Annotated in this window: 10 protein-coding genes and 1 pseudogene; 8 read left to right on the plus strand and 3 right to left on the minus strand. The window is 49.1% G+C overall.

What is annotated here, in order from left to right; genetic code table 11:
• The first annotated feature begins 766 nt into the window (after positions 1-766).
• Entirely contained in the window at positions 767-946 is a 180-nt protein-coding gene (locus tag ACTHO6_RS11690; protein ID WP_440241732.1) for a hypothetical protein, read from the plus strand.
• Between the two features lie 135 nt (positions 947-1,081).
• On the opposite strand, the gene ACTHO6_RS11695 is transcribed toward ACTHO6_RS11690, so the two are convergent.
• A complete protein-coding gene (locus ACTHO6_RS11695; RefSeq protein WP_440241733.1) occupies positions 1,082-2,134 on the minus strand; it encodes an ABC transporter substrate-binding protein in 1,053 nt (350 codons plus the stop codon).
• 107 nt (positions 2,135-2,241) lie between these two features.
• Positions 2,242-3,078: a helix-turn-helix domain-containing protein gene (locus ACTHO6_RS11700; protein ID WP_440241734.1), complete on the minus strand. Its 837-nt coding sequence runs from the start codon at positions 3,076-3,078 to the stop codon at positions 2,242-2,244.
• 428 nt (positions 3,079-3,506) lie between these two features.
• On the opposite strand from ACTHO6_RS11700, the gene cas3 reads away from it, so the two are divergent.
• The 7 genes and pseudogenes from cas3 (at position 3,507) to cas2 (ending at position 11,502) form a co-directional block, all read left to right on the plus strand.
• Complete coding sequence (gene cas3 / locus ACTHO6_RS11705; RefSeq protein WP_440241735.1) at positions 3,507-5,930, plus strand: CRISPR-associated helicase Cas3'; 2,424 nt, start codon at positions 3,507-3,509, stop codon at positions 5,928-5,930.
• Positions 5,931-6,023: 93 nt separating this feature from the next.
• A complete protein-coding gene (gene cas5c / locus ACTHO6_RS11710; protein ID WP_440241736.1) occupies positions 6,024-6,743 on the plus strand; it encodes a type I-C CRISPR-associated protein Cas5c in 720 nt (239 codons plus the stop codon).
• Positions 6,740-8,650, plus strand: coding sequence for a type I-C CRISPR-associated protein Cas8c/Csd1 (cas8c, locus tag ACTHO6_RS11715; RefSeq protein WP_440241737.1), 1,911 nt, complete (start codon positions 6,740-6,742; stop codon positions 8,648-8,650). Before cas5c ends, cas8c begins: the two co-directional genes overlap by 4 nt.
• 15 nt (positions 8,651-8,665) lie before the next feature.
• Positions 8,666-9,526 (plus strand): type I-C CRISPR-associated protein Cas7/Csd2, encoded by an 861-nt coding sequence (cas7c, locus tag ACTHO6_RS11720; RefSeq protein ID WP_440241739.1) that lies wholly within the window; start codon positions 8,666-8,668, stop codon positions 9,524-9,526.
• Complete coding sequence (cas4, locus tag ACTHO6_RS11725; protein WP_440241740.1) at positions 9,516-10,175, plus strand: CRISPR-associated protein Cas4; 660 nt, start codon at positions 9,516-9,518, stop codon at positions 10,173-10,175. The genes cas7c and cas4 overlap by 11 nt, the downstream gene beginning before the upstream one ends.
• Positions 10,172-11,202 (plus strand): annotated as a pseudogene (gene cas1c / locus ACTHO6_RS11730) (type I-C CRISPR-associated endonuclease Cas1c). Before cas4 ends, cas1c begins: the two are co-directional and overlap by 4 nt.
• A gap of 9 nt (positions 11,203-11,211) precedes the next feature.
• Positions 11,212-11,502, plus strand: coding sequence for a CRISPR-associated endonuclease Cas2 (gene cas2 / locus ACTHO6_RS11735; RefSeq protein ID WP_440241741.1), 291 nt, complete (start codon positions 11,212-11,214; stop codon positions 11,500-11,502).
• A 795-nt stretch (positions 11,503-12,297) separates the two neighbouring features.
• Here cas2 and ACTHO6_RS11740 read toward each other — a convergent pair.
• Positions 12,298-13,428, minus strand: a complete 1,131-nt coding sequence (locus ACTHO6_RS11740) for an NAD(P)/FAD-dependent oxidoreductase (protein ID WP_440241742.1) — start codon at positions 13,426-13,428, stop codon at positions 12,298-12,300.
• Positions 13,429-13,430 lie beyond the last annotated feature (2 nt).

Consider the following 13,430-nt stretch of genomic DNA (forward strand, 5'->3'; position numbering starts at 1 on the left):
GAACTCGTCTGTAAATGACCGACGCTCACGTTTCCTCATGACAATCTCTCCGTTCTATTTCGATTTGCTTACAATCTACTAGACCTTAAGAGAATTGTCCAATTCAGTGTAGCCGATCCAGTCCAGATCACAGGCGATAATATCATTCAAAAAAGTCGATACCCAGTACTGCCTAGTCAAACCCCAAGTGATGGTTGGGCACCAATTGAAGAATATTTACACACTATTATACAAGAGAACAAGAATGTAAAGATAATGTTCGAGCATAGGTCTTATTTGGTTTCTGATGAAGAACTTTGGGAATGCTATAACTGGGTGAATACATTTTTTAAATAAATTTTGAAACAATCAATTTTACTGTATAAGCGAATACTGTCACATCAAAAGGTTGTCTATTATACGCCCCCACACATGTGGAGTGTGTTGCTTATTTGGTATATAAGGGTTTGTGATATTTGGGAATTATGCTTGGAGACGGATTTGGTGCAAAAGAAGCACAATAAAACGGCACATGAACGGGTGTGTCGTTTTTATTTTTCTGTTGGTTACCTGATAGAGAGTATGTGCTCGAACTTGTATAGCGAAAACAACAAATTGTCCCCAAACCCTAAATCTGTATAATTCAAAGTGATCTTTAAATGGCAGCAGCAATAGTTGCAGGAGCATTAGGATATGAACTCTGGTCTTTGCGAAGTGGAAAGTGGCTTGACTTTATTTTGGCGATATAAAGGAACGACAAGCGGTTCCGGAAAATGAAGGAGGAAATATGAAAGATACGCTTAGGCTTACCCGAGAGCTAAAATTAAGAGATATAGAATTTTTTCTAATTAGAAGGGGATATAACGGCGAGAAGGTTTGTCACATGCTCTTACTCGATTTTAGGCGGCCAAGTGTTTTGCAAGATTTTCCGTTTTTGATTGGAATTGAAGATGAAAAATCAGCATGAATAAGCTAGAGTTGGAGGCTGACCTTATCGGCTGTCGCTTGCGTCTTGCGTGCCTTTGAACCAACGCAAAAAAGGCCGCACCGCGCCAATTCATGGCGAACGATCACGGCCTTTTTCCTGCTACCCCCACTTCCTTTATTGCTCCAACGCCTCAAGCACCGCCTTCACCCCATACGTATTCCCGATCGGGCCGTACCCGAGGGCGAGTTCGCCGTTGATTCCGTACACATGCTTGTTTTGAACGGCTTTTAGCTTGCTCCACACCGCTGTGTCGTCCCATTCATCGGTCAGGGCAGGGATGGTCTTGTCGCTGTAATTGAAATAGCCGAGGAACAAATAGTCGGGATTCAGCACGCTCAAACCTTCGAGGGTGACTTGCGCCCCTTCCTGCATATCCAGATTGGCCGAAACTGGCGGCTTCAGACCCATGCCTTCGTAATAAGGCTTCAAGTAATTCGTGCCCTGTAGCCAAACCGCTTTGTCGCGAACTTGCACGAAGGCCACCGTTCCGTCCAGGCCCACCAGCTTTTCCTTGGCGTTCTGCACCAGTACCTGGTAGTCCGCAATATAACGCTTCGCTGTTTCTTCCTGCCCCAAAATTTCACCGAACTTGGTGACAAGCGACTGCCAGTCCGACCAGACGTTGATCGCCTGCTCGTCGATCACGATGGTTTGCGCGATTTGCGGCAGGGAGGCCAAAATCTCCTTGTTGACGGCATTTCCGGCGATAATCAGATCGGGATCGTAGGCGATTAGTGCTTCCATGTTCACCTGGGTATTTTCTCCGACGATCTTCAGCTCTTGCAGCTTGTCGACATACGGCTTGTAGCTGTCCGAATGCAGCACGGACTGTTTTTCGGTAAACGGCAGCGCGAGCGCGACCGACGGCACGTCGAACAGCAGCAAGGAATCCGCATACCCCCAATGGACGACGGCAACCTTTTTCGGCTGCTTTTCAATCGTCACGTCTCCGTTCGCGTCCTTGATCGTACGGGGGAAGGCAGCGGACTCCGGGGATGTCGAGCCAGACGTCGCTGCCGGGGCTTGCTGCTCCTGGGACGGGCTTGTTTTCGCACGCTGATTGCCGCCCGATGCGTTTTGATTCGGGCTATTCGCGCCGGAACATCCCCCAAGCAGCAAAATGAAGCAGAACAAACCTACCAACATAGCCCATGACTTGATTCGCATTCCTTGTCAGGCATCCTTTCTGTACATTCGTATTTGATAATGATTCTCATTAACATATATGAATGTACCACGTTCCTTGCCCCATGAAAATGGAGGAATTCCCGACTTTACGATGGACGATTTCTTCTGAGGTACAGCCCTATGCGGCCTGGCGAAACGCCTTTGTGCTTCTTGAACAGCCTGCTGAAATAGTAGGCGTCCAGATAGCCAACGCTTTTGGCGACGGCGGATACGGAAAATTGTCCCGTCAATAGCAGCTCGTGCGCCCGGTTCATCCGGTACTGGATCAAATAGTCAATCGGGCCAATTCCCACGTACTTGTGAAACAGGTAGGAAAAGTATTTCGCCTTCATGCCGTAGCGGTTGGCCAGATGGCCGAGTGAAAGCGGCTGCGCATAATGCTCCTGAATGTATAAAATCGCTTCGTCGATCAGCGTATGGCTGTCTTTGTTTTGATGAAGGCGTTCGGCTTGCAGCACCTTGTTCAGCAAGTGGTAGAACAGTGCTTTTTTACCTAGCAGCCCCATGCTGTCCGGGGCAGAAGCTGTCTTCAGCAGTTGCTCCAGCAGTTGATGCAGCTCCGGGTCAAGCGGGGCATGGAGCAAGGACACGTCTGTCAATCGCCGCGTATCTTCCCCATGCGGACTGACGGGCAAGTAGTGCACGAGGCAGTATTCGAATCCGTCCGGGGCGGTCTGAATTTCCAGCCGCTTGTTCAGCCCGCCGAGCAGCACCTTGCCCGGCTCCAGCGTGTAGCGTTCGGTTTCATCGAAGCGAAATTCGGCCTGTCCCCGCAAGCAGACGATGACAGCGCACTTGGTTGTCGGCTGGTTGACATGGCCGTCGTAGATCATCCCGCCCTGAAGTTTCGTCCGGTAGACGCCGTGCACCTCCAAGGGAACTTTTGCGAGATCTTGCGCCAGTTCTTCGTAGAAATTCGCCATGCCATCATTCACCACCATTCTTCAACGCGATCGGCCTTGTACCGTCGCTTTCCAATATACATTTTCGCAAGTCGGGCGTAAAGCAAGCTCAGTACGCATTATCCCTGTTTGTCTGCAAGGCAACAGCGAGCTTGTCTCTGATTGAAAAGCTCCTCTGTTTGGTTTGTCGCTCGGAGTTAAAAAAGCAAATGCCCAGTTGCAGGAAGCAAGGATGTACACAGGGAGTTGGGGTGACACTGCCGCCTTTCCTTTCGCAGAACCGTGTCGGACTCCTCCTCCGGAATGGATTCGGATTGTGAGAACCTGTTACACCATTTTCCAAATATGTTCTATGATTAATGTTGAGATCGTTCTATAAAAACAAGCAACTAGGACAGGATACGTTCCAGTATGGATACTCGCTGAATGCTAAAGAGGAGGCGGTACTCATGAATTTTATCGCGCATATTCGTGAAAGCGACAAACAGATACAAACTGTCGCGGAGCATTTGCTGGGAGTAAGAGCATTGGCGGAATCGATCGGCGAGAAGATAGGCGTCAAGCATATCGCGGGTCTGGCGGGCATGCTCCATGACATGGGAAAGTACACCGAGGAGTTTAAAGACTACATCATCAAAGCCGTGGAAAATCCCGGAGAAGCGCCAAAAAGAGGGAGTGTCGATCATTCGACTGCAGGGGGCAAACTATTATACCAAAAATTTCATACCGGGAATCCTTCCCGGGGAAGCTGGATTTTAGCTGAGGTTGTCGGGAATGCGATCATTTCGCACCACTCCTACCTCCATGACTTTTTAAATGCGGATTTGGATTCTCCTTACTTGCATCGTGTCCGGGATAAACCGTTGAAGGATTACGACAAGTCGATGCAGCGTTTTTTTGACGAAGTAATCAGCGAGCAAGCGTTTCATTACTATGTGTTACGTGCAATCGATGAATTGGAAGCCTATCTCAGCAAACCTTCAGTAGAGACTAGCGAAAGCAAATTGATGTTTCTGACCAAGTTTGTGTTCAGCGCACTACTTGATGCAGATCGTACAAACACCAGGTTGTTTGAGGAAAACAAGCACGAGGAATCCAGTCCACGTCACCAAGACCTGTTTCGTACATACTATGAGCGGCTGATGCAAAAGCTTCATTCTTACCAAGAGAAAGAAGATGCCAAAACACGGATCAACGAGCTGAGAGGTGAATTGTCAGACCAGTGTGACAAATTTGCGGAGAAGCCGTCCGGTATTTATACGTTGTCCATTCCGACGGGCGGGGGAAAGACTCTGGCAAGTTTGCGGTATGCGCTCAAGCATGCCATTCGCGAGAACAAACAGCACATCATATATGTAGTCCCGTTTACAACGATTATCGAACAGAACGCAGAGGAAGTTCGTAAAATTCTCATGGACGACGAGCATATCCTGGAGCATCATTCCAACGTCATAGACGACTTGGGCGATGATGATGAGGCCGAGGATGGCATGATGAATACACGGCAAAAATGGAAGCTGGCCAAGGATAACTGGGATTCGCCGATTATTTTTACAACGATGGTTCAGTTTCTGAATGTGTTCTATGCCAGGGGAAGCCGAAATATACGAAGGCTACACAACTTATGCGAGTCCGTCATTATTTTTGACGAAGTACAGAAAGTTCCGGTTTCATGTGTATCGTTGTTTAATCATGCACTGAACTTTTTGAGATCGCATGGTCATTCCAGCCTGATTCTTTGCACGGCTACCCAGCCGGCCCTTGATTTTGTAGAGCGCCGTCTGGAAATCAGCGCTGACACTGAAATGATTCAAAACGTGGATCACGTCATTGAAGCTTTCAAACGGGTGGAAATTGTCGATAAAGCAACGGATGAAACGTTTGACACGGACAAGCTGGCTGATTTTATTACCGAGAAAATAGAAGAGGTCCAAAGTATGTTGGTTGTTCTCAATACAAAAACGGTTGTGAAGAGATTGTATCGTCAATTGGAGACGCTCGATATTCCGCTCTATCACCTGAGTACGTCGATGTGTGCGGCGCATCGAAACCACATACTTGGACAAGTGCGGGAGCATTTGCAGCGTGAGGAGAAAGTGATATGCGTGAGTACGCAGTTAATTGAAGCGGGAGTGGATGTCAGTTTTGATTGTGTGATTCGCTCGCTGGCCGGACTGGATTCGATCGCACAGGCTGCCGGCAGATGCAATCGCCACGGAAAGAAGGAAAGGCAGCAGGTGTATGTGATCGATCATGCAGAGGAGAATTTGAAGCATTTGCAGGAAATCAAGGCAGGCAAAAACCTGGCGAAACGAATGCTTCTCGACCTCAAAGCAGATCCCAGCCTGCATGGCGGCAATCTCTTGTCCGTTCAGGCGATGGACAAGTATTTTCAAGAGTTTTATACGGAGTTTGCTTCCCGTTTAGACTATTTTATTCGCGGGCTGGAGAAGCACATGACAGAGTTGTTGATGGCAAACAGGAACAGCAGCTCCTATAACCTCGAGTACACACAATCCAAAAGGGAGAGTTTGCCGCTATTTATCGTGAACAGCTACAGGACGGCAGCCGATTTCTTTCGGGTGATCGATGACCAGACAACAACCGTTCTTGTTCCGTACGGAGAGGAAGGAAAAGAGATGATTGCACGACTAAATGGCGATGAAACGATTGAGAACCTGTCCAGACTGCTGCGAAAGGCACAACAGTATTCGATCAGCCTGTTTTCGTATGAACGAGAGCAACTGGTCAAGAATGATGGGCTGGTAAGCTTGCTGGACGGAAAAATTTTGGCGTTGAAGGAATCAGCCTACAACGGGGAGTATGGTCTGGATGTCGAGAATGACAGCCAGTTTGAAATGAGTATGTTTTGAATGTTTGGATAATTGATAACACCCATTATTTCTAATCAATTACAAAAATGGTATGATTGAACTATTGAGTCGGATGAGAAAGGAGGTAATGCTATGCGGAACGCGATCGAATTCGAGGTTTTTGGTCAGTATGCCTTATTTACAGACCCGTTAACAAAACTTGGCGGAGAAAAGCTGTCCTACCAAGTGCCTACTTACCAGGCCCTAAAGGGCGTAGTCGAGTCCATTTACTGGAAGCCTACTTTGGTGATGATTGTAGATGAAGTGCGGATTATGAACCCGATTCGCATGGAGTCCAAAGGCGTTCGTCCGATTGAATACGGCGGAGGGAACACGCTTGCCAACTATACGTACTTGCGAGATGTGCGCTACCAGGTTCGGGCCCATTTCGAGTTCAATCTGAACCGCCCGGAACTGGAGTATGATCGCAACGAGCATAAGCATCACAATATTTTGAAACGCTCGCTTCGGGCAGGAGGGCGAAGAGACATTTTCCTTGGCACGCGGGAATGTCAGGCATATGTCGAGCCATGCGTGTTTGGCGAGGGCGACGGATTCTATGACAACAACGGGGAGATTCATCTGGGAACGATGGTGCATGGCATCAATTACCCGGACGAAACCGGACGGAATCAGATGGAAGTTCGCCTGTGGAATCCTGTCATGAAGAACGGGATTATCCGCTTTCCTCGACCAGAGGAGTGTACGCAAATTCGGCCGATTGCCCGCATGGAGCCCAAGCATTTCGACCGCACGAATCTACTCTCCGTGGATGATCTGTTTGCCGAGCTGGAAGAGGTGGATAATCGATGAGCTGGCTTTTGAATTTGTACGAGACATACGAAGCGAATCGGGATGTTGTCGGCAAGATCGAGAGGAAGTCTAACGATCGGGAGTACATGCTGTTGCCTGTTTCCCATACGACACAAAATGCCCATATCGAAGTGGATGTAACGGAAGACGGAGAATTTCATTTTGCGACAGTAGTGGATAAAAACGATATGAGTACAGTCATTCCATGTACAGAAGATTCCGCCAGTCGATCAGGCTCGAAAATCGCCCCGTATCCCTTGCATGACAAATTGAGCTACGTAGCGGGAGATTACAAGGCCTATGGTGGAGAAGTCCAAAAGGAAGAGGCTTTTCCCCACTATATCAAGCAATTGGAAGAGTGGGCAAGTTCGCCATACGCTGTCGACAAGGTGAAAAGCATCTACCGCTACTTGCGCAAAGGGCGGTTGATTCAAGATTTAGTCGCGCATGGGATTTTATATGTAGACGAAGATCGTCGGCTTTTGAGCAAATGGGATAAACATGCCGAAGCGCGATACGGAGCCAAGCCGCCGATTTTTTCGGTAGTGGCTGGCGAGCAGACAAGCGCGTTTGTCAGATTTAATGTCTACTCGCCAACGAAGGTACTGACGAAGGTGTGGAACGATCAGGAAGTATATGATTCTTTCATTCAATTTTACCGGAACAAGCTAGGTGGCGAAGATCTCTGCTATGTAACGGGCAGAGTGCTGCCTGCAACGGACAAACATGCCAACAAAATCAGAAATGCAGCAGACAAAGCCAAGCTGATTTCGGCGAATGACAATAGCGGCTTTACATTCAGAGGGCGGTTTGCGCAAAGCCATGAGGCGGCAAGCATCAGTTACGAGGTGTCCCAGAAAGCGCATAATGCACTGAAGTGGCTGATCCATCGTCAAGGGAAAATGATCGATCAGAGAGTGTTTCTTGTCTGGAGCAATACTGAACTCGATATTCCCGGTGTCACCGAAGATTTGTTTTCGATCGACCTTGCGCCGCCCCCCGTCCAAAACAAAATCGCCTATACCAATCGGGAATTGGCTGTAGAGGTAGCGAAAGCACTAGACGGGTATCGCAACAAATTGTCAGGCTTGCGCGACAGAAAGGACAATGTGAATATTCTGGTTCTCGATTCGGCAACAACGGGGCGGATGGCGGTATTGTATTACCGCAATATGGACAAAGAACAGTATTTCGACAAGCTGGTGAACTGGCATTCGACTTGCACATGGCTGCATACATACCGCAAAAATGACAACGGGGAATTTGTGCGATTTTTGGGAGCGCCAGCCTTGAAGGATATTGCTTTTGCCGCATACGGACCACGGGCAAGCGACAAAGTGGTCAAAGGGGTCATGGAGCGCATGTTGCCTTGTGTGCTGGATGGCCGGAACATTCCATTGGATATCGTAACGAGCTCTTGCCAGCGCGCAGCCAATCCCGTTTCTATGGAAAGGTGGGAGTGGGAGAAGACGTTGAGCATCGCGTGTGCCCTGGTTAACAAACAAGAAGAACAGGAGGGATTCAGAGTGGCGTTGGATGAAAGCATCAATGACCGGGATTATTTGTTGGGGCGTCTGTTGGCCGTGGCTGATGTTTTGGAACGACGAGCGTTGGGGGCTGACGACCGCGCCAGTAATGCGGTTCGCTACATGAATGAGTTTGCAAGGCATCCGGAGCGAACCTGGCGGACGATTCAGGCGTGCTTGCAGCCTTATCAGGCAAGGCTGGGCAGACAAGCGTTTTATTTCAACCGTCTGATTGACGAAATCGGATCGCGGATTCCCATTGAACAATTCAATAACAAACCATTGTCCGGCAAATTCTTGATAGGGTTCTACAGTCAAAGGCACGACCTGTATACGAAAAAAAGCACGACCGATCCAGAGGAAATGGAAACTACTCATTAAAAAGGAGAGAATCATATGACAACGCTCGATCATAAAATTGATTTTGCCGTCGTTTTATCGGTGACAAAAGCCAATCCAAACGGGGACCCGCTGAATGGCAATCGTCCACGGCAAAACTATGATGGCCATGGAGAAATTTCTGATGTCGCGTTGAAACGGAAAATTCGAAATCGTTTGCAGGATATGGGCGAATCCATATTTGTACAGTCCAATGACCGCAAATCAGATTCTTATGGAAGCCTTCGAGAGCGTGCAGATGCAAATCCCGAGTTGGAGAAGGTATTAAAATCCAAAAACGTATCCAGCGATGAGTTTGCCAGAATTGCTTGCCAGGAATGGATTGATGTTCGAAGCTTTGGTCAAGTATTTGCATTCAAAGCGGAAAAAGGAGCGGGTGTATCTGTCGGCGTAAGAGGGCCGGTTTCCATTCATACAGCGACCAGTTTAGATCCGATTGACATCTCCAGCGTCCAGATTACCAAAAGCGTGAACTCGGAGCCTGGAGCCTCTCGCGGCTCAGATACGATGGGCATGAAGCATCGAGTCGACTCCGGGGTGTATGTCTTTTACGGTAGTATCAATACGCAGCTCGCCGAAAAAACGGGATTCACGAACGAAGACGCGGAGAAAATCAAGAGGGCGCTAGTGAGCTTGTTTGAAAACGATGCGTCTTCTGCCCGTCCGGAAGGAAGTATGGAAGTTCACCGGGTGTATTGGTGGGAACATCACTCCAAGTTGGGCCAGTATTCCTCTGCAAAGGTACATCGCTCGTTACTGATCGAAAGGCTTGTAGAAGAACCGAAAAAATTTGACGACTACCTGTTCTCGGTGCAACCATTGGATGGATTGAAAGTAGAGATTTTGGATGGAAGGTAAGGAAGACGACAATTATTTACTTTTGTCCGGCATTCAGCATTTTCAATTTTGCAAACGGCAGTGGGCATTGATTCACATTGAACAGCAGTGGGAGGAGAATGTCAGAACGATAGAGGGCGTACACCTTCATCGGAAGGCAGATCAACCGTTTGCCAGAGAAAAGCGAGGAGACAAACTGATCGTACGAGCCATGCCTGTCAAATCGGAAAGTCTCAAGATCACAGGCGTTTGTGATGTGGTAGAGTTTGTGAAAAGCGATAACGGCGTTGAAATCAATGGGGCTTCCGGCAAATATACGGCGTATCCGATTGAATATAAACGCGGAAAGCCGAAAAGCGGAGAAGAGGATGTCGTACAATTAGCTGCCCAAGCCATTTGTCTGGAGGAAATGCTGTTGGGCGACATAGACCTCGGCTATATTTTTTACCAGGAGATCAAGCATCGAGTCGAGGTCCCGCTAACGGCTGCTTTGAAAGAGAAGGTAAAGCTGATTGTGGCTGAAATGCAAGACTACTATCATCGCAGACATACTCCCAGAGTGAAGACGGGCTCCTTTTGCCGAAGTTGTTCCCTTCAACATATTTGTGTGCCGGAGCTTATGAACAAACGAACCGTAAAAAGTTACGTTGAAGGGAAAATCAACGAATGAAGAAACTGCTCAATACGTTGTTTATTACACAGCCGGATGTGTACGTATCGCTCGATGGTGATAATATTGTTCTCCTCAAGGATCAGGAGAAGTTGGGGAGGCTGCCCTTACACAACTTGGAATCGATCATTTCATTTGGCTACACCGGTGCCAGTCCAGCTTTGATGGGATATTGCGCTGAGCGAAACATTTCATTGACATTCTTCACCATGAACGGGCGGTTTCTTGCCAGAGTGATTGGGGAAAGCAAGGGGAATGTCGTCCTGCGAAAAAAACAGTATGTGGTGTCGGAGGATGAGGCTCTTTCCGCAAGAATTGCTCGTAATTTTATTGTAGGCAAGATTTACAACCAGAAATGGATGATCGAAAGAATGACCAGAGACTATCCTTTGCGGATTGATGTCGACCGATTTAAGGAAGCGTCCAGGCAGTTATCTGCTTTACTATTGGACGTGAGGAATTGCGACAATCTGGAGAGGGTAAGGGGGTTGGAAGGTCAGGCGGCTGTTTGCTACAATCGGCTATTTGACTCCATGATCTTACAACAAAAGGAGAATTTTTTCTTCCGCGCACGATCGCGAAGACCGCCGCTGGATAACGTGAATGCAATGCTGTCCTTCGCCTATTCTCTACTGGCGAATGATGTGGCAGCGGCACTGGAAGGCGTTGGATTAGATGCTATGTTGGTTTTTTGCATCGAGATCGGCCGGGGCGCGCTTCTCTGGCTCTGGATGTGATGGAGGAGCTGCGAGGAGTCTTTGCAGATAGATTTGTGCTGTCGCTCATTAACAAAAAGATTGTGACCAAGGAGGATTTTTTCCAAAAAGAGAATGGGGCCGTCATGATGGGAGAGGAAGCGAGAAAGAAGTTCCTAACGGCATGGCAAAATAAAAAACAGGAGAAAATGACGCATCCATTTCTTGGGGAGAAAATTCCCTGGGGCCTGGTTCCGCACGTACAAGCTTTATTGTTGGCCCGTTTTTTGCGAAATGATTTGGATGAGTATCCTCCCTTTTTGTGGAAGTAGGTGAACGGTGTGCTGGTATTGATTACGTATGATGTGAGCACAGTTAGCCGTGCAGGGCAAAAAAGACTTCGCCGCGTCTCGAAAATATGCCAAAATTACGGTCAACGCGTCCAAAATTCCGTGTTTGAATGCATTGTCGATTCTACACAGCTTACTTCATTGAAGCTGGAATTGCTCTCGATCATCGACCAGAATCAGGATAGCCTCCGTATTTATCAGTTAGGCAATCAGTACAAGAATAAAGTGGAGCATTTGGGTGTGAAAGAATCAATTGACTTAGAGGGGCCATTGATTTTCTAGTGCGAATGGGAAGCGCACACGAATTCCCTGGGAGATTCGCACCCGAAAAACAGGTGAAATACCCGGCTTTTGTCTGCTTTTTCTAAACTATTTTAACGCATGAATGAATTGCGGCGTATTTTGATTACAAATATGAAAAGGAAAGCATATTTGGGGTGAAAATTCGCTGTCGCATCCTACGCGGATGCGTGGATTGAAATATTTTATCGCAAATGATATCTTTCAGTGCATCAGGTCGCATCCTACGCGGGTGCGTGGATTGAAATTCTGGTACATCATGCGAAAGGCTAAAATATACGTCGTCGCATCCTACGCGGATGCGTGGATTGAAATTCCAGCATGCTTGCTTTGAACATCGGCACGACGCTGTTGTCGCATCCTACGCGGATGCGTGGATTGAAATTCAGTCAACTCACGACCGTCAACACTCAGCTTAAAGTCGCATCCTACGCGGATGAGTGGATTGAAATATGTGTCCAAACAACGGAATAGCCAAGTCGATCGTCGCATCCTACGCGGATGCGTGGAATCAGCAGCAACTGCGATAACTGCGGGAGACGCAAAAAGCCGGAAATCCGCATCGTTCCAAGGGCTCCCGGCTCTTCTCGCATTCTGTTTGTCCCTGCCGCCCTCAATGGCCCTGTCCACGATAGCTTTTCCCGCAGCGTTCGCATGTTTCGCATGCCCCCATTTCAACCCCCACCCCGGACACCAGCCATCACCCTGCATACAATCTGCAAAAAACGTGAAACAAGGCCTCACCCCACCAAGGGACAAGACCCTGCTTTTCCAACCTCATTCCGACTCAGCAACAAGCGCCCCTGACACGGCGTAATGCTCCAACGGAACATCCACCTCCAGTCCAAGAGCAAGCTTGGCCAACTGCTCGCCGATATAAGGCCCCATCGTCAAGCCGGACGCGCCCAGGCCATTGGCGACGAAAATGCCTTCCCAGCCGGGGAGCGGACCGAGGACGGGAAGAAATCCCGGCGTGAACGGGCGAAAGCCGACCCGCGCTTCCACGAACGTGCTGTCGGCAAGGGCGGGGGCGATGTCCAGCGCTTTGGTGAACACTTCCTGCAAACCGCCTGGCGTTACGCGCGTGTCGAAGCCTGGGACGTCGTTTTCGTGCGTGGCTCCGACGACCATTTTTTGCTCATCGAAGGCGAGCAAATACTGATCGTTGGGCGGAATCACCACGGGCCAGTTGCCCGTGTTCGCGCCGGGATGTTCCAGATGGACGATCTGGCCTTTTTGGAAGCTAACCTGGAAATTGACCCCCAGCGGCCGGAGAATTTCGTTCGCCCACGCTCCGGCACAGACAATGACGGCATCAGCGCTGACCGTCTCAGCGCCTGCCCGCACCCCGGTGACCCGCGTTCCGTTGTGGAGCAGGGCTGCTTCCTCGCCAATCAGAACGGCTCCGTTTTTTTGGGCAGCCCGCAGTAAAGCATCCCGCAAGGCGCGGCCATCCACGCGGGCGGCTCCGGTGACATGCACCGCGGCGTAGTCCGCATCGAGCGGAGGAAAAAGCGCTTTGGTCTCCTCGGTGGAGAGCATCGTGACGTCGCCCAACTCCGGTGCATCTTCCCTGCGCGTGAGAGCCCGCTTTTCCAGCGCATGCAGCTTGTCTGTATCCTTGTGAATGCGAAGAGCGCCGACACGGGCATACCCGGTGTTTGTCTCTCCGCTCTGTTCAAGCTCGGCGATGAGCGATGGGTAAAAACGAGCCCCTTCCTTCGCCAGCCTGTACCACGCCTGATTGCGCCTTTGCGAAAGCCACGGACAAATAATCCCGGCGGCTGCATCGGTGGCCTGTCCTTTATCTTTTCGATCTACAATCACGACTTTTGCGCCTCTTTTGGATAGCTGATAGGCCGTCGAAGCGCCCAAAATTCCGGCACCTACCACAATGATTTTTTGCATGG

Source organism: Brevibacillus sp. SAFN-007a (genome assembly GCF_051967035.1).
Lineage (GTDB): Bacteria > Bacillota > Bacilli > Brevibacillales > Brevibacillaceae > Brevibacillus.